This window comes from Mycobacterium paragordonae (assembly GCF_003614435.1).
Lineage (GTDB): Bacteria > Actinomycetota > Actinomycetes > Mycobacteriales > Mycobacteriaceae > Mycobacterium > Mycobacterium paragordonae.
Genome location: NZ_CP025546.1, coordinates 1849800 through 1867343, shown reverse-complemented (window position 1 = coordinate 1867343; position 17544 = coordinate 1849800). Strand labels below are relative to the sequence as shown.

Sequence of the window (17544 nt, the reverse complement as noted above, 5' to 3'; positions counted from 1 at the left end):
CATCGTCCTGAATGGTCACTGAAAATCGATGAGGCCGCGGATGTTTCGCCCTTCCCGCATATCGTCGACCGCCTCGTTGATCTGCTCGAGCCGGTAGCGGCGGGTGACCAGTTCGTCGAGCTTCAACCTGCCCTCGCGATACATCGACAACAGCATCGGCAAGCACGCGCGCGGATTCATTCCGCCGCCCAGCACACCCTTGAGCTGCTTGGCCGACAACACCATGTCGTTGAGCACGAGCGGCACCGGCAACTCGTCGTAGCGGCTGAGACCGGTGAGCACGCAGGTGCCGCCCTTGCGCGTCAACATCATTGCCGGCGAAAGCAATTCGGTCGGCATCACGCCCGGAGTCAGCACCACCCGGTCGGCCATCACAGCGCGCGTCAGATGCCGGACCAGCGGCGCCGCCTCGTCCACGGACGCCGCGACATGGGTAGCCCCGAAGTCCAGCGCCGAATCACGTTTGAACGCAACGGGATCCACCGCCACCACATACTTGGCACCGACCGCTCGCGCGCCCTGCACCGCGTTCATGCCGACGCCGCCGACGCCGATCACCACGACGGTGTCGCCGGGCTCGGTGCCGGCGCCGACGGTCGCCGAACCCCAGCCGGTCATGACTCCGCAAGACACCAATGATCCTGCGTGGAAAGGGATGTCGTCGTCGATCTTGATCACCGACGACTCCGCGGCCACCACGTACTCGGCGAAGGTGCCCAACTGCGTCATCGCCGTCAGGGGCTCCCGGCCCAGGTGCCGGCGCGGGGTGCCGTCGGTCGTCATCTCCTTCGCCACCGTGCCCGCTCCGAGATCGCAGAGATAACTCAGCCCGGAGGAGCACCACCGGCATACCCCGCAGGCCGGGATGAACGACGTCGCCACCCGGTCATCGGGCCGGACTGATTGCACACCCGCGCCGACCTCGACCACGACGCCGGCACCCTCGTGCCCGCCCAGCATCGGGTACAAGTCGGGCAGTGGAATTCCGTGTGTCTGCATGATCGCCGCCAGGCGCTCGCCCGCCACACCGTCGCCGGTCGCGTAGTGGTCATCGGAGTGGCAGATACCGGCGACCGCGATTTCCACCAGCACCTCACCGGCCCGTGGCGGGTCCAGTTCGATCTCGCGGATCTCCCAACTGCGGCCCGCGCCCAGCAGCACCGCGCCCCGACACTTCATCCGACAACCGTGCCCATTGCTGCATCCCGTCCATGCCGACACCAATCGCTGCGGCCGAGCATCCCATTGCGGCCGATGAGCCCTACGGACAGGGACCATTGGCCCTACAGGAGGGTTCGGTCGGAAGCGCACTCTGGTGTCTGCACAAATTCGGGAGGAGCGCCACCATGGCTGACACAGACACCGACAAGAAGACCGTTGCGGAACTCGCCGCAGACCTGACCGACCGAGCGGCCGGCCTGTCTGACGAAGTCCTCAAATCGGTCGAATCCGGACAACGGGCGGCGATCGACGCCGTACGCAAGTTCGTCGGCACCGTCGAAGACTCGATACCCGGGCACGGCGATGACCACCCCTCACGTCGCAACACGATCGTGGACGCCGCCCTGGACATGGCGGACAAGCTGGTCAAGACCCAGTACGAGTTCATTCGCAGCGTCGTGAGCAGCGCAAACGAGACCCTGCACAAGCAGGCCGACGCCAAGCCGCCCACTGAGTGATCGCCGCTGATCGGCTCGGCCACCCAGGGGCGAAATTGGCTCCCCCGCCGTGCCGGTTTGTAGGCTTTCGGGCATGCCGTTCAAAAACGGCGAGGTCTTCGCTGGCTATGTGATCGAGCGTCTGCTCGGCACTGGCGGAATGGGCGAGGTCTACCTCGCACAGCACCCCCGTCTGCCCCGTCACGACGCGCTCAAGGTCTTGTCCCTGGCGGCGACCGCCGACCAGGAGTTCCAGGCCAGGTTCAAGCGTGAGGCCGAACTGGCGGCGACGCTGTGGCACCCGCACATCGTCGGTGTCCTGGACCGCGGTGAGTTCAACGGCCGGCTCTGGATCTCGATGGAGTACGTGGACGGCATGGATGCGGGCGAGTTGGTGCGCGACCGCTACCCGGACGGCATGCCCGAGGACGATGTCGCAGAAATCGTGACCGCGGTGGCCGAGGCGCTGGATTTCGGTCACGATCGCCGGCTGCTCCATCGTGACGTCAAGCCGGAGAACATCCTGGTGGCTGCTGCCGATGGTCACCGCCGCAGGGTGTTACTGACCGACTTCGGCATCGCACGGAAGATCGACGACGTCAGCAACCTCACCGAGGCCAATGTCGCCGTCGGGACCATCAGTTACGTCGCCCCCGAGCAACTCCTGGGCAAGGCGCTGGACGGCCGGGCGGACCAGTATGCGCTGGCTGCCACCACGTTCTTCCTGCTGACCGGCGCCCCGCCATTTCAGGACACCAATCGCGCTGTGGTGCTCAGTCACCACCTCAACTCGCCGCCGCCGCGGATATCGCAGCGTCGGCCCGAGCTCGCGCACCTGGACGCCGTGCTGGCCAAGGCGCTGGCCAAGGACCCGAACAAGCGATACCCGACGTGCGCGGACTTCGCCCGGGCCCTTGCGCAGGCCGGTCACACCGAGCGCCCGGGCTCGGCCGAACGTCCGACGACCCAGCGTCTCGAACGTCTCATCGTCAGCGGCACCGCCCGCGCCGTGCAATCAAGCCCGGCCGGGGTGGACGACATCGGAACCCTGTCGCTGCACGTGGTGCCACACGAGCCGCTCGAGGACCTGCCGGCGCTTCTTGCGGTCGAGATACAAACCGATCTCGTTCCGGGTCAGCTGTCCGATGGGGACGACGTCGAGGTCACCGGCATGTGGGACGGCGAGATCCTCGACGCCGACAAGATCGTCAACCTGTCCGCCGGCGCGCGCCCGAAGCGTGCCCGTCCGGAGGTCCCTGCGCCCACGCCGACAGCTCCTACCGCTCCTACCACGCCGACCGTGCCGAGCGACAAGTCGCCGAAGGGCAGGAAAGTCTGGGTCCTGGCCGCCCTTGCCGTCGTCGCCGTCCTCGTGCTGACCGCCGGCGGTGTGCTGTATTTCACCCACGCGTTCAGTCCGGAGACGCGCCCGGGACCCGTCGTCAAGCCGGTGAGCGCGACGGTGTTCTCGCCCGACGGCACTCCGGACAACCCGCAGGACGCCAAACTGGCGATCGACGGCAACCCCAACACGGGTTGGTCCACCGTGACTTACACCGACGCCGTGCCGTTCCCGAAGTTCATCCAGGGGATGGGTCTGATGCTGCACCTGTCCGAACCGACCGCGCTGAGCGTTGTGACGCTCGACGTGCCCAGTACCGGAACCCAGGTGCAGATCCGCTCGTCCCCCAGTGAGAAGCCCGCGAAGCTGGCCGACACCACCGAAATCGCGCCGACCACGTCGCTGGAACCGGGACGCAACCGCATCACGGTGACGAACAAGACCAAGACCTCGAATGTGCTGGTGTGGATCTCCAGGCTCGGCACCACCAACGGCCAGAGCCGGACGGAACTCTCCGACATCACCCTGCAGGCGGCCGGCTAAGGCGGCTGGTTAAGGCGGCTCACGAGGAGCTTTCGTCCGAAAGACCTGCCGGCCGGTGACCTTCTCCTCTGGCCGCGCGTGGCGCCGGTCACAGATTCTGAAACCATGACCGAGACCACGTCAGCCATCCCGTTCTCCGTCTGGCGCAAGATCGCCATGGCGACGTGGCGTCCGAGGACAGATCCCACGATTTCGGCCACGATCGACGTCGAGGCCGGGCAATTTCTCGATTACATCGAGCAGGTTCGGCAAGCGACTGGCCAGCACATCACGCCGGTCGATCTCGTCGGCCGGGCTGCGGGCAAGGTCGTCGAAGCCCTGCCGGGGCTCAATGGGCGGGTGGTGTTCGGGAGCTTCCTGCCGTCACCCACGGTCGACTGCTTCTTCGTCGTATCGCTTCGGACCGATCCGGTGTCCGGTGTTGAGGCCGCCAGGACAGATCTATCGGGGACCGTGGTGCGTCGCATCAATGAGAAGCCGCCCTGGGCGATCGCCCAGGAGCTGGCCGATCGTGCCGGTCGCATCCGCCACGACAACGATCCGCAGTTCAAGAAGATGAAGGCGATGGTCAAAGGGTTGCCGCCGCTGCTGCTCCGCCCTTTGATGGCCGGCGTCGGATTCGTCACCGAGAGCCTGCAGCTGCCCCTCCCCTTCACCGGCCTCGAGGCCCGCCCGTACGGGTCCATACTCGTCAGCAACGTGGGGACCTACGGCCTCGATTCGGCCGCCGCTCCGGTGCCGAACTTCTGCCACGTCCCCATCACGATCCTGCTGGGCGCCGTGACCGACAAGGTGCTGGCTCGCGATGGCCAACCCGTCGTTCGTCCGGTGTTGCCTCTGACGATCAATCTGGACCACCGGTTCGTCGACGGCTACCAGGCGGCGACGATGGCCCGCATCTTCCGGGAGTATCTCGCTGATCCCGCCGCGTTCGACCCGGTACCCGATCAAATCCCATCGGGCGAGCCGGAGTCGGCCCGGTCCGACGCGAAGAGCCCCGCGACCGCCTAGACAGCCGAGGGTCAGGCGACGATGCCGAGTTGCTGGTTGATTCCCGGCCAGTACGGCCAACCGCTCGGGGTGAGCAGGATGAAGTCGTGAATGCCGGTCTGATTCAGGATGAAGCTGATCGGCGCGTGTTGAGCGATGGCTGCTTGTTGCAGTACGGCCGCCTGTTGGGAAAGTCCATCCAACGCGCCGGAGTAAACATATGTCGGCGGCAGCCCGGCCAGCGATCCGTACAGCGGGCTCACCATCGGGTTGGTCGTGGAGAGGCCGCCTGCCCACACCGCGCCGAGGCCGCCGGCCCCCACGTCCAGCCACGGCGACAACAGCACCATGGAGGACGGAACGGGCTGACCCTGGCCGACCAGGTACTGAACGGACGACAGCGCGAGGTTGCCGCCCGCGGAGTCACCGACCACGCTGACGTTCTGCGCCCCGTGCTGGGTGATCATTGAAGAGATCAGGCCTGCCGTTCGGGGCACAACCCAGCCGGCGGTACCGCCCTCCTGCAACAGCGGGTAGATCGGCACCTCGAAGGTCGCGCCGGTCTGGTAGGCGGTCACCGAGTAGTTGATCCAGTGGAAGAACGATGCCGGGAAGATGAACGCACCGCCGTGCAGGGCGACGACGTATTCGCCGGTGGGGTGGGCCGGCGTGATCTGTACGACCTTCATCCCGTCATATGACGTGAACTGGACCGTCTGCCCCAGCAGGGCGTTCAGCAACGGTGGCGGAGAGTTGCCCAGGAACCACGACAGGGGCGGAGCGTCGCTGGCGAGCAGCGCCAGCAGCGGAGAACCCTGCACAGAGGTCAGCGATGCGAACCCGGCAGCCAGAGTGCTAGGGATCCGCTGAATGCCAAGCGCCACCTGCTCGAACGCCGCCAGCGGCGCGGCGCCAGCCGCCTCAGCGGAGGCATACGCTCCGGCCGCGCCGGCCAGGGCCTGCGTGAACCGCTGCTGAAACACGGCCACCTGGGCGCTCAGTACTTGATAGCCCTCGCCGTGGGCGGAAAATAGCGCGGCGACCGCCGCCGACACCTCGTCCTCGGCCGCGGCCAGTACCGCAGTGGTGGCGCCTGCGACGCTCTCGTTTGCGGTAGCGACCACCGAACCGATCGAAGACACGTCGGTGGCCGCGGCAGACATCAGTTCGGGAAACGCAACAACATACGACACAGCGCCGCTCCACCCTTCGATCGCCCGATTGCCGGGAGCTTATGCCGCCGTCGAGAGTTCAGGGAGCGGTTTGCCGGAAACCGATGTCGGCCTGCGGCGTCGTGGATATGCTGCCGAAGATGCAGGTTGCGCCGGAAAGTCTCATCGCCGCGTCACGCCATTTGGCAGCCATCGGATCGGAATTGGATTGCGCCCATCTGAGGGCTGCGGTGCCAACAACCAACATCGCCAGCGCCGCCGGCGATGAGGTGTCGACGGCGATCGCCGGCCTGTTCGGCTTGCACGCCGAGGATTTTCAGAAAGCCTCGGCGCAGGCGGCGAACTTCCATGACCAATTCACCCAGGCGCTGACCAACGGCGCGAATGTCTACGCGAGTGCGGAGGCTGCGAATGCCTCGGTGTTGTCGTCGGTCGCGCCCGCGGCGGACGACAATCCGTGGACTTTCCTCGTGCAGCTGGGAGCCCTGGTTTTGACGCCGCCCATTTTCGTTGCTTTGCTGGGCTTCGCGTCGACTCTGCTGGCCACCTATTGGGCGGCGATGCTGTTCAGCAAGATCGTCCTGGGCAACGCGTAGCGCCCGGGCCTGCACTATGGCCCATGATCCTTGTGCTGCAACGGAATTGGGTAGCTAGTCGAGCACTTTCCAGGCGGTGGGGCCGCCCTCCGCGGCCGAGCTGGTGCCGGACTCTTCCCCCGAACAACTACCGCTGCGAGTTGTCCGCCATTGCCCCGGACCGGAATGGTCGACGACGGTTCCGTCCAGGCTGAACTGAAAGGTCGTCGGCACCGACGTGTCCGTCTGCCACAGGCAGCGCGGGTCGTTCGCGTCATGACCGGTCTGATGAGTCGTCCACGTCCCCGTCATCGTGAACCCCGACAGGGTGCCGGTGAAGCTTCCGCTGTAGGTATCCGCTTGATATGGCCGGTCCCAACTCGCTGTGCAGGTGACCGCGGTGTCGGCGACGTGGCAGTCCTGCACCGGCCCGTAGCTGTCACCACCGATCCGGAAGTGCTTCATCGGCGGCAGGCCTGCGCCCGTCTGGTCCCGCGTGGTGGTGGTGGTGGTGGTGGTGCTTGATGGTCCAGTGATGATGGTGAACGGCGCGACCGTAGGCTTACTCGGCGTCGAGCCGCAGCCCGCGAGCGCGAGTGTCGCCAACGTGGCCCCAACGGCCCGGAAGAAGTTTGCCCACATCAGGTTCGCCAGTATCGGCGCCCGCGCACAATGCGATTAGAGACTAAGGACCCTGGTCTTCGGGTCCTAAGTCCGCCACACATCCCGGCCGGACCGAATAGGGTCAGCGGATGCAGCTATGGCGATTCTGGGTGCTGGCCACGCTGGGTGCGATGACGATCTCCGTCGCACCGGCAGTCGCCGCACCCGGTGATCCTCCGGTGGATGACCTCGACGGCTACCCGCTTGCCTCGGGCACCTACACGACCTCGTACCGGTCCTGGGTCTACTTCACCACGCCCGATGGGCGGTCATGCGGCCTCGCGCCCAACGGCGGTCCGGTCGGGTGTGACGCGGTGCCCGCGGACGCACCACCCGGCACCAACCAAACCTTCGCCGACGCCACGCATCCCGCTCAGTACCGCCATTCGGACGCGAAGATGTTCACCAACAACTTGGGCGTGCTGCCCGCCGGGTACCGGGTGCAGACCCTCGGCGGGGTATGCGCGGTCGACAACCAGGGGGCCGTGCACTGCCACACCGAGGGCAATCACGGGTTCATTCTGTCGACCGATCATGGGGTGCTTTGGTAGCGCACGACTTTCACGCCCGTCTTTTAATGCCCGCGTTTGCATGCCCGTCCGAACTGCGGGTCCTAATCGCCGGTGCGGGTGAACGTTATGTCGAAAGCCTGGCTAGGGCATTTCCCCTGTAGCACGTCGTTGTAACCGTGTCCGGTCAGCGAAGCCATGGGGTCCTGGGCCGGTTGGGGAAGAGGCAACGTCGCATTCCACTTGATGTGATCGGTGCCGCCCTTCGAGCAGGCTCCGTCATACTCCCTCTCCAAAACCCAAGTCTGGCTGGCGTAAACGTACGTTTGGCTGCCGTCCGACGCCAGGAACGGGCTGATACACCGGTCGCCCGCGCGCAGACAGTCGGTGTGCACGCCAAAATGCTGAAGCTTGGTTTTGTAGCCGTTGGCGTAGGTCGTGACGCTGTCGTACCGCCCCCAAAGGGCCTCGGCCGGCGACCCGACGCGCGCCGGCAACGCGCCCGGATCAGTAAGCACCGAAACATCGGTGTCCGCGGTTCGGTTGAGCGTCAGAGTCCGTTTGTTGAAACATCCGGTGACCCAGATGACGGTGGCTTCGCCCGACATCGATCCGTTGGCCTGCGGTTGCAGCGAAATGACATGCCACGCATCGGTTTCGACGCCGTGACACTTCAGCCGCACGATGCCTACGGCGACCCAGCGACCGCCGATGTTGTCGAACACGAGTTCCTTCGGGGCGGAATGACCGTTGGTCTTGGTGGTGGCGACACAGCCGTTGCTGCCACAAGCCGAACGCACTGGCCAGGTCACCGAGAAAGCCGGATCGGCGCTTTCACCCGTCGTGACGGTGCCGTCCCACATGAGTTTGGGGCCGAAGGCTGCGGTGAAAGTCCCGGTGAAGGGACCGGTGTTCGGCAGCGCCTTGTTGGTTGGTGCGGGCTTCGGCCGGTCGCTGCCCGTGTTCAGCAGTGCTATGCCCGCGACCACCGCGATGATCACGGCGACCGCACCGGCTCCGGCGAGAGCGATCCGCCGAGTCTTGTTCCGCGCGGCCGGAGGCTGCGGAGGCTGCGGAGGCGGCGAGAGCAGGGGAGCCGGTCCGTGAGCATCGGAAGCTAGCTGCTGCCGGGTCGGGTCTGTGGTGTAAAACCCCTGTGCAGCAGCCGGATTGGGGGGCTCGCCGGGCGGCGCCGATGGCGACCAGAGAGTCTGCGCGTCGTGCGGTGCCGCTGTCGGAGGTGGCGTCGACGCGGGGTAGGTCGTCGCGGCGGCACGCGCAGCAGTTGCGAGGTCCGTCACCGTCTGGAACCGGTCATCGGGGCTCTTCGCCATGCCTTTGGCAATCACGGCGTCCATCGACGAAGGCACCGTCGGCTGCAGCGTCGAGGGTCGTGGCGGTGGTTCGGCGATATGTGCAGCGATCTGTCGCTCGAGACTCGTTGCGGGAAATGGCTGACTGCCCGTCAAACACTCATGGAGCAAGCAGGCCAGGGCGTACACATCGGCTCGCGCGTCGGACTTGTCGGTGGACAGTCTCTCCGGGGCCATGTAGGCCCAGGTGCCGATCACGTTGCCTGTGGCGGTCATACTGGTCTGCCCGGCAGCGCGAGCAATGCCGAAATCAATGAGGTACGCAAAATCCTCTTCGTCGACAAGGACATTCGACGGTTTGACGTCGCGATGAACCAACCCGATACGGTGCGCGGCCTGCAGAGCCGAGGCGACCTGGGCAACAATGGAAACGGCGCGAGGCAATGGAAGCGGACCCTCAGTGATGATGTGGTGCAGATCGCGGCCCTCGATCAGCCGCATATCGACATACAGTCGCCCATTGATCTCGCCGAAATTGTGAATCGGCACCACGTGTGGATTGGTCAGCCCGGCAGCGGCAAACGCTTCTCGACGGAATCGCTGCTCGAACGTCGGGTCGTCGGCCAGGTGCGGCGGCAGCACTTTCACCGCAACGACACGTTGGGTTTCATTGTCGAACGCGCGCCAGACCTCGCCCATGCCGCCGCGGCCGAGCAATTCGATCAGGCGATAACGCCCGAATTCCAACCCGTCCATCGACGGACTCCCCCAATCCCCGACAAGCACAGGATGCGAGAATGCTACCCGGGTTCACAACCCGACGCTGACGATTCAGCAAACACTCCGCGCACAAGGTAAGCGCCTCTTCGCTGCCTAGAACGGCCGCAGAGAGCGCCGTTACGCACCCGAATCGCCGGGCATCAAACGGTGTCTTTGGTCCTTCGGCTTGCATCACTTCGGCCCTGATACTCGCGGGCCCCGCTGAGTGATGCTGCGGTGGGTATGTAGCCGATCAGAAAAGAACTGAAATGTGGCAACCACCACGCGGCGCAATCTTGGTATGCGTTGATGGCTCAGCCGCGGCACTGGGTGCCGTCAGGTGGGCGGCCCGTAATGCAGTGCTGCGGCGGGCACCCCTGACTCTGGTTCACATCTCCGACGCCCCCCTACCGGAGTGGTTGGAGATCGCCGCACCGCCCGGCTTCAGACAGTGGCAGGGGCAGCGCGCTCACTACTTCGTCGAGACGGCGACGAAGGTCGCCGAGGAGTGCACCGCAGATTCGGGTCCCGTACAGATAGACAGCAAGGTGTTCAATTCGGCCACCGTCCCGACGCTGGTGGACCTTTCCGCAGTGGTGGAGCTGGTCGTGGTCGGCCACCGCGGACATAGCGGCGTGTTGGCCGGCGGCGGCTTGGGCTCAGTGAGTGCGGCTCTGGTCTACCACGCGCATTGCCCGGTCGCCGTGACCCACGATGCCCAGACCACGAACGGCCATGTCGCACGGGCGCCGGTCCTGGTGGGCATCGACGGCTCGCCGGCATCGGAAGCGGCGACTGCCATTGCATTTGCGGAAGCCGCCCGTCGAGGCGTCGCCCTCGTGGCGTTGCACGTCTGGACTGAACCCTGGGTTTCCGGCAACCGGGGCTCGTTCCAAGACGCAACCTGGGACGCTCAGCTATCCGAGGAGGAGGAGAGCCTCGCTGAACGGCTGGCGGGTTGGCACGAACGCTATCCCGACGTGGTGATCCGCCGCACCATCGAAATCGGCGACCCGGCACGGTGCCTGATCGAGGCGTCCCAACAGGCGCAGCTGCTGGTGGTCGGCAGCCACGGCTGCAGTTCGTTCCGCGGCAAGTTGCTGGGATCGGTCGGGGCGGCGGCAGTCAACCGGGCCAAGGTCCCGGTGATAGTCGCGCGTCAGTCCTGAATGTCTCACTAGTAACTATTACTGTTGTATACTACAGTATTGGATAACGTCGGCTCGGGATGCGGTTGAACCGGCTTGCCATCGTTCGGCAGGACACGCAATCGATTGGGAGGCAACAGCTGTGACTCCACTTCGTGGCAGTGCGGCCACCAAGTGCCGCGTGGTTCATGTCGGCACCGGCCTGACCGGAAGGGTGGCCCTGCGGGCGATCATCGATGACCCCGCACTGGATTTGATCGGGGTCAATGTGTCCTCACCCACCAAGATCGGCGCGGACGCCGGTCGGTTGTGTGGACGCCCCGATGTCGGCATCGCCGCGACCGCCGACGTCGCCGCGGTCCTGAACACCCAGCCGGACTGCATCGCCTACTGCGCGACAGCCGTCGGACGCGAAGAGGAGGTAATCGCGGACATCGTCGGTTACCTGGAAGCCGGCATCAACGTCGTCACCATCTCCGCAATCCCGATGGTCTATCCGAAAGCGGCCCCGGCACATTGGCGTAAGCCGATCGAGCACGCCGCGCGCAAGGGTGGCGCGACCTTCTATGCGACCGGATGCGAACCCGGCTTCGTAAGCCTGAACCTGCCTACCGCCTTGCTGTCGGGTGCCGGCGTGGTCGATTCGTATCGGATGGACGAGTACGCACTCGACCTCGACTTGGCCTACCCGATATGGGAAGTCCTGCACGAGTCAATGGGTTTCGGAAAGCCGGACGGCCATGTTCCCATTCGCATCGCGGTGGGCAAGGTCAACAACGACTGGGAACCGGTGGTGCGCTACATCGCTGACACTCTCTGCGTAGAGGTCCACAGAGTCGCGCTGGCCTGGGAGACGATCCTCGCGCCGCACGACCTCGACACCGCACTCGGTGTGATTCCGAAGGACACGATCTGCGCTCACCGCTGGCAGCTCTCCGCGATCAGCGACGATCGACCCGTCGTGTCGGTTCAATACTTCGCGACGGTGACCTCCACACCGTGGCCCGAAACCTGGCCGCGTCCAGCGCAACCCGGCCGCGGCGGCATGGTGTTCCGCATCGAAGGCTCGCCCAACATGACCCTTGACCTCCACCTCGACCCGTCTGTGGGCGACACCACGAACCCTGGTGTCGCCGCGACGGCCATGGCAGCGGTCAATGCGATCCCCGCGGTGATCGACGCCCCACCTGGGCTGCTACCGGCGCCCCTGGCGGGACCGTCGATCGTGACGCGTCAAGTTCGTTGCTGAGATGACCAATCCGCACGAGGAGTCGCCGCCACTACAAACACGCCGACGTGCGCGTGGCTCACTGACCGCCGACGCGATCGTGGAGACCGCATTCGAGATAGCGGCCGGCTCGTCAGTCGACGAGCTGAGCATCCCCCTGGTCGCCAGATCGCTGGGCGTGGGAGTGACCAGCATCTACTGGCATGTCCGGAACAAGTCGGAGCTTCTCGACGCCATGACCGATCGCGCGTTGCGCCGCAGCGGGTTTCCGGCCTTCGTCGAGTCGGATGACTGGCGCGAGTCGTTGGTGAAGCATGTGAGAGGAGTACGACAGACGTTCCTCGACGATCCGGTGCTGACGGATCTGATCCTCATTCGCGGTGCGCTCAGCCCACTGGCCCGGCGGCTCGGCGCCCAGGAAACGCAGAAGGCGATAGCCAACATGATCGGAGCCGGTCTCGATGAGCAGACGGCTCAGGAGACTTACTCGGCGGTCTCGGAGCTAGTCCAGGGTTCGGTACTTCTCGGGCGGTTGGCGCAGAAGCACGACGATCGAGCGTTCGAGCTCCTGTTGGCATCGCTGGTCGACAACGTCGGGCGTCGCACCCACGATTAGAGCCTTGTGATCAACTGGGCTCGCTCACCTCGGCCTGCCATCGAGCGCGGCGTTGCTCCTCACTCACCTCCCACCACGGCGGTGAGCCACGTTCCCCGAGAGCGACTTTCGCGGCCTGCACCCCTGCGCGGGCGGTCGACTCCTCCGGCGTTCCCTTGGTGCGACGCACCTCTCGGCGCCACGCCATCAATATCCGGACCAGATCCAGCCGACGACCCTCGGGAATCAGCGGATCGGTGGCGCGCCACCTGCGACCGTCGACGACGATGTAGCGTCCGTCATCGCTGGGTTCGGCTACCCGACTGGACATGAGCACTCGCCCCTCGTCGGGACTGTCCTGCGGCAGTCCCCCACCACCACCGTCCGCTGCCGACTTGCGATCTCGATGCGCAAGTTAGGTGCGGAAGTCGATCCGATCAGGCCGCGATACCGAGTTCCTGGTTTATCTGGTGCCAATACGTCGGCCCGTCCAGGGTGAGAATGAGCCAGTCGTGAATCTGGCCGTTGGCCAGTACGAAGCCGAACGGCGCGTTGGCCAACGCGGCATTTGCCTTCAACACCAGTGCATCAGGGGACAGTATGTCCAGATTGCCGGTGTAGACCGTCGTCGGCGGGAGACCGAGCAGCGAACCGTTTATCGGGCTTACCCACGGATTATTGATCGGCAGGCCGCCGGCCCACTGTCTGCCGAATTGCTGGGCCAGGCCCACGGGCAGCAACGGATCCTGGACAAACGCAATATTCGGGTTGGTCATGGACAGGTCGAGCCATGGCGACAGCAGAACCATCGACGACGGCATCTGCGCGCCATCGACCACCATCTGCTGCACGGCTGCCAGCGCGAGATTGCCGCCGGCGGAGTCTCCGATAACGCTGACGTTCGGTGTGCCGAAGTGCGCGGTTTGCGAGGCGATGAAGTTCGACATCATCGGCACAACGAGTCCGGCCGTACCCCCCTGCTGAAGCAACGGATAAATCGGCACTTGAATCGTCGCGCCGGTTTGGTAGGCCATCACCGAGTAGTGGATCCAGTGCAAGAAGGACGGCGGGAAGATGAAGGCGCCACCGTGAATGGCAACAACCTGCTCACCGGTGGGATTGGTCGGCGTGATGTGCACAACGCTCATCGACCCGCCGGTCGGGCTGTCATATGTGCTGTAAGAAACCGTCTCCCCGAGAAGCAGATTCAGCAACGGCGGTGGGGAATTGCCGATGAACCAGGACAGCGGCGGAATGTCGCTGGCCAGCAGTTGCAATACCGGGTTGCCCGGTGTCGCGATGTAGGTGTCCAGTCCCGACAAACTCAACAACGGTTTAACCGGGTAGAGCAAAGCCTCTTCGAACCGGGTGATCAACGACGGCGAGCCGGTGTAGGTGCCCAGCGCGTTCGCGGGAATGGGCGGAGCGGCGGGCGCGCCGAAGATGGTCGTGACGATTTCGCCCGTTATCCGGTTGAAGCCGGCGGCGACGCCGGCGGGGAACTGGGCGATCTCCTGCTCGAGGGAAGTCACTGCCTGCTCGAACGTCTGGAGCGGCGCGGCACTGGCGGCCTCGGCGGCGGCATAGGCGCCGCTCGCGTTCGTCAGGGCTTGCACGAATCCGCTGTGGAACTGTGCGACCCGGGCGCTCAACGCCTGATAACCCTCGCCGTGCACGGAGAACAGTTCCGCGATTGCCGCTGATACCTCGTCTTCGGCGGCCGCAAGCAGGCCGGTCGTCGGCGCCAATGCGGCCGCATTGGCAGCACCAACTGCTGACGCGACATCCGCAGCATCGGCTGCCACCACCGTCACCCACTCCGGCACAACCATCAACGACATGACAACTCCCCCTCAATCCCATTCTGGCCCAAGCCTTTTAGGCACAAAACCAGAATGGATCCGCCTGCTGCGCCCATCGAACCGACTCGGACGAGTCGCGCACCCTAATAAAACCTATCGTCGGCGCGGCCGCACCGATAGCAAAATGCGGAGAAAACAGGTCATTAACAGGTCGTTGCAGGGATCCGAGACAGCCGCCGCACCTCTCGACGCACGCCTCAACCGGTCAGAGGCCCATCTTGCCGTTCGCGCCGGTAGCGCCGGTGGCCCCAACCTGTCCGTTGCCGACGCTTCCGGCGGCACCAATGCCACCGGCACCACCCGCGCCACCCGCGCCGCCGAAGCCACCGGCTCCGCCGGAACCGGTGATGACAGCTCCGGACTTGCCACCGTTGCCGCCGTCACCGCCAGTACCGCCGTCACCGCCAGTACCGCCGGCGCCGCCCATGCCGCCGGACCCAGTGCTACCGGCATCGCCCCACAACAATCCGCCCGCGCCGCCCGCGCCGCCGGCGGCGCCCGCCCCTCCGGCGCCACCGGGGGCACCCTTGCCGCCACTGCCCCCGTCACCACCGTCACCGCCCGGGTGCGGAGCGGCGGTACTACCGCCGTATCCGCCGACGCCGCCCGACGCACCGTCTGCGCCCGTCCCGCCGATGCCGCCGGCACCGCCGAGACCACCGGCGCCGCCATTACCGACCAGTGACCCGCCGTGGCCTCCAGCGCCCCCGATCCCGCCGGCTCCGCCGGTACCGGCACTGCCACCGGCGTTTCCGCCTTGACCGCCGTTGCCGCCACCACCGCCGGCGAACGCGGAGGAGTCGCCGCCGGCGCCGCCCGACCCGCCGACCGCACCCAAGCCACCCTTGCCGCCGTTACCGCCGTCACCTGCGGAACCGCTCATGCCGGTCGCGGATCCGCCGTTACCGCCCGCGCCACCCGCGCCACCCGCGCCGCCCGCGCCGCCGGCACCGCCGTCACCGCCGGTGGCCGGGCCGCCGAACGAAAAGACACCGCCGCCGGCGCCGCCGTTACCACCGGCCGCGCCGCTGCCGCCGCCGCCACCGGCGCCGCCGCCGCCCGCGACCCCGTTGGCATTCGGGCCACCGCCATCACCGCCGGCGCCGCCGGCCTGCCCAGTTGCGTTTCCCGGGCTGCCGGACCCCCCGGCCACGCCGGCGGTTCCGCTGTCCAAGCCGTTGGCCGCCGGGGTCACCTGCGGAGCCAAGCCGGGATTGACACCGTCAGCACCGGTGCCACCGACGCCGCCGAGTCCACCAGCCCCACCGTCGCCCCACAACCCCACCGCGTTCCCGCCGGCTCCGCCGCTGCCGCCCTTCCCACCGAAGGTCGCTCCGGTGCCACCAGGCCCGCCCGGACCACCGTCGCCACCCAACAACCCACCGTCACCGCCGTGCCCGCCGGCCGCGCCGGTTCCCCCGGCGCCGCCGGCACCGCCGGCACCGAGCAGCCCCGCGGTACCGCCTTGGCCGCCGACACCGCCGCTACCGCCCGCAGCAGCGACTCCGCCGGGCCCGCCGGCGCCGCCGAGACCGTAGAGCATTCCGCCGGCCCCACCTGAACCGCCCGCCAGCCCGGGGCCCCCCGCACCTCCGACTCCGCCGTTACCGAACAGCCCGGCGGCCCCTCCGGGCCCGCCCGCAACGCCGGTACGGCCGGACCCGCCTCTGCCGCCGTCGCCGAACAACAACCCCCCAGCGCCTCCCGCGGCACCGCTGCCCGGTGCTGCGTCTGCGCCGTTACCGATCAACGGGCGCCCCAACAGCGTCTGCGTCGGCGCATTGATCACGCTCAGCAAGCCCTGCTCGACGACCCCCAGGGGCGAAGCGCCGGCGCTCGCCGCAGATGCCGCATTGACGGCCTCAGCACCGGCATAAGAGGCCGCACCCGCGTTGAGGACGTGCACAAACTGGCTATGAATCGCCGCCGCCTCCGCACTGAGCGCTTGATAGACCCGGGCGCGTCCGCTGAACAAGGCCGCAACCGCCGTCGACACCTCATCGGCACCCGCCATGGCCACCTCGGTCGTCGTAGCCGCCGCCGCCCCATTGGCGGCGCCGATCGCCGACCCGATAGCGCTCAAGTCCCCCGCTGCTGCGGTCAAGAATTCCGGTGCTGCAATCAGATAACCCATTAGCTTCCCTCTGCCGCGGCTAAGCCACATCGAATGCTGTTGCGGGAGTTGCGAAACAGCACCGCGAAGTGTCGCGCTTAATAGTTATTCAAGCCCGGCTTGCGAACGAGGGGTACAAATACCCATTCGGCGATGGGAGGTTTGACTTACCGAGGCCATCCAATTGGGTCCTGCCCAAACGAGTCTCGTTCAACACTTAATTGGGGTCGGCGAAAACTGGCCGCTCCCCGGACATTCCGGCGACAACGGCAGCAATCTGGTTGGGCGAGCCGATCAGTCCGGTCTGCAGCTCTGATTCGAGCGCGAGAGCGGCCGCGGTGTCATTGCTGACCCAGGTCTCGTCATACAAGCGCTTCGCGGCACGGACGGCATGCGGCGACTTCAGCGCGATCTCGTCCGCGAGCGCCATTGCCGCCGACAACGGGTCCGCGGCCGTCCGGGTGACCAAGCCGAGCTCGGAAGCCTCGTCGCCGGAAACGATGCGGCCGGTGAACGTCAACTCTTTCGCGACGTCGATCGGCACGAGTCGCGGCAGGGTCTGCGTGATTCCCATGTCGGGAACGAGTCCCCACTTGATTTCCATGACGCTCAACTTCGCGTCCGGCGCGGCGATCCGGATATCTGCGCCGAGCGCGATCTGCAGGCCGCCACCGAAGCAGTTGCCATGGATCGCGGCGATGACTGGCGCCGGTACCAGCGACCAGTCGTAGCTCACGCGCTGGGCGAGGTTCGCCGGGCGGTCATCGTCCCGGGTCAGCAGGACGCCGGTGCCGCGTTCGCCGCCCATGAAACTTGCCACGTCCAAACCTGAGCAGAAGCTCTTGCCCTCACCGTGCAGGACAACCACGCGCACCGATGCATCAGTCCGCAGTTGCCCGGCCGCATCCACCAGGCTCTCGAACATGGCCTGATCGAGCGCATTGTGCTTGTCGGCGCGCACCATCGTCGCCCTTGCCACTCCGTTGTCGGCGATCTGCACCCGGACTCTGTCTTCGCTCACGAAGAGCAATCTATCGCGCCGTGGCCAGATCGGATGCTGCGACAGCGGTAGGT

Annotated in this window: 16 protein-coding genes; 8 read left to right on the top strand and 8 right to left on the bottom strand. The window is 66.2% G+C overall.

Annotated elements, in window-relative coordinates; all coding sequences use genetic code 11:
- Window positions 1-15 precede the first annotated feature (15 nt).
- On the bottom strand, window positions 16-1179 hold the full coding sequence (locus C0J29_RS08680; protein WP_120792054.1) for an NDMA-dependent alcohol dehydrogenase: 1164 nt from the start codon (window positions 1177-1179) through the stop codon (window positions 16-18).
- Between the two features lie 167 nt (window positions 1180-1346).
- On the opposite strand from C0J29_RS08680, the gene C0J29_RS08675 reads away from it, so the two are divergent.
- From C0J29_RS08675 to C0J29_RS08665, 3 genes are all read left to right on the top strand, one after another.
- Window positions 1347-1679: a hypothetical protein gene (locus tag C0J29_RS08675; RefSeq protein ID WP_120794632.1), complete on the top strand. Its 333-nt coding sequence runs from the start codon at window positions 1347-1349 to the stop codon at window positions 1677-1679.
- Window positions 1680-1752: 73 nt separating this feature from the next.
- Window positions 1753-3543: a serine/threonine-protein kinase gene (locus C0J29_RS08670; RefSeq protein ID WP_120792053.1), complete on the top strand. Its 1791-nt coding sequence runs from the start codon at window positions 1753-1755 to the stop codon at window positions 3541-3543.
- Between the two features lie 105 nt (window positions 3544-3648).
- Window positions 3649-4554 carry a 2-oxo acid dehydrogenase subunit E2 gene (locus C0J29_RS08665; protein WP_065047066.1) on the top strand — a complete coding sequence of 302 codons (906 nt, stop codon included), beginning with the start codon at window positions 3649-3651 and terminating at the stop codon, window positions 4552-4554.
- An 11-nt stretch (window positions 4555-4565) separates the two neighbouring features.
- Here the strand turns inward: C0J29_RS08665 and lipY (C0J29_RS08660) are convergent, their stop codons facing one another.
- Window positions 4566-5726, bottom strand: a complete 1161-nt coding sequence (gene lipY / locus C0J29_RS08660; protein WP_120792052.1) for a triacylglycerol lipase LipY — start codon at window positions 5724-5726, stop codon at window positions 4566-4568.
- Between the two features lie 83 nt (window positions 5727-5809).
- On the opposite strand from lipY (C0J29_RS08660), the gene C0J29_RS08655 reads away from it, so the two are divergent.
- A complete protein-coding gene (locus C0J29_RS08655; RefSeq protein WP_162951421.1) occupies window positions 5810-6301 on the top strand; it encodes a PE family protein in 492 nt (163 codons plus the stop codon).
- Window positions 6302-6355: 54 nt separating this feature from the next.
- Here the strand turns inward: C0J29_RS08655 and C0J29_RS08650 are convergent, their stop codons facing one another.
- Window positions 6356-6922, bottom strand: a complete 567-nt coding sequence (locus tag C0J29_RS08650) for a hypothetical protein (RefSeq protein WP_120792050.1) — start codon at window positions 6920-6922, stop codon at window positions 6356-6358.
- Window positions 6923-7032: 110 nt separating this feature from the next.
- Between C0J29_RS08650 and C0J29_RS08645 the strand changes: the two genes are divergently transcribed.
- The gene (locus C0J29_RS08645; protein WP_120792049.1) at window positions 7033-7494 is read left to right on the top strand and encodes a hypothetical protein; all 462 of its coding nucleotides are present in this window, start codon (window positions 7033-7035) and stop codon (window positions 7492-7494) included.
- Window positions 7495-7556: 62 nt separating this feature from the next.
- Here C0J29_RS08645 and C0J29_RS08640 read toward each other — a convergent pair whose 3' ends face one another.
- On the bottom strand, window positions 7557-9521 hold the full coding sequence (locus C0J29_RS08640; RefSeq protein WP_120792048.1) for a serine/threonine-protein kinase: 1965 nt from the start codon (window positions 9519-9521) through the stop codon (window positions 7557-7559).
- A gap of 272 nt (window positions 9522-9793) precedes the next feature.
- Here C0J29_RS08640 and C0J29_RS08635 point away from each other — a divergent pair, with 272 nt between their 5' ends.
- The 3 genes from C0J29_RS08635 (at window position 9794) to C0J29_RS08625 (ending at window position 12516) form a co-directional block, all read left to right on the top strand.
- Window positions 9794-10693 (top strand): universal stress protein, encoded by a 900-nt coding sequence (locus C0J29_RS08635; RefSeq protein WP_120792047.1) that lies wholly within the window; start codon window positions 9794-9796, stop codon window positions 10691-10693.
- A 121-nt stretch (window positions 10694-10814) separates the two neighbouring features.
- A complete protein-coding gene (locus C0J29_RS08630; RefSeq protein ID WP_242460388.1) occupies window positions 10815-11921 on the top strand; it encodes a dihydrodipicolinate reductase in 1107 nt (368 codons plus the stop codon).
- A gap of 1 nt (window position 11922) precedes the next feature.
- Window positions 11923-12516 (top strand): TetR/AcrR family transcriptional regulator, encoded by a 594-nt coding sequence (locus C0J29_RS08625; RefSeq protein ID WP_120792046.1) that lies wholly within the window; start codon window positions 11923-11925, stop codon window positions 12514-12516.
- A gap of 10 nt (window positions 12517-12526) precedes the next feature.
- Here C0J29_RS08625 and C0J29_RS08620 read toward each other — a convergent pair whose 3' ends face one another.
- The 4 genes from C0J29_RS08620 to C0J29_RS08605 form a co-directional block, all read right to left on the bottom strand.
- Entirely contained in the window at window positions 12527-12826 is a 300-nt protein-coding gene (locus C0J29_RS08620; protein WP_120792045.1) for a hypothetical protein, read from the bottom strand.
- Window positions 12827-12932: 106 nt separating this feature from the next.
- Window positions 12933-14336, bottom strand: coding sequence for a triacylglycerol lipase LipY (gene lipY, locus C0J29_RS08615; protein WP_120792044.1), 1404 nt, complete (start codon window positions 14334-14336; stop codon window positions 12933-12935).
- A 226-nt stretch (window positions 14337-14562) separates the two neighbouring features.
- Window positions 14563-16491: a PE family protein gene (locus C0J29_RS08610; protein WP_120792043.1), complete on the bottom strand. Its 1929-nt coding sequence runs from the start codon at window positions 16489-16491 to the stop codon at window positions 14563-14565.
- Window positions 16492-16687: 196 nt separating this feature from the next.
- Window positions 16688-17491, bottom strand: a complete 804-nt coding sequence (locus C0J29_RS08605) for a crotonase/enoyl-CoA hydratase family protein (RefSeq protein ID WP_120794630.1) — start codon at window positions 17489-17491, stop codon at window positions 16688-16690.
- Window positions 17492-17544: the final 53 nt, after the last annotated feature.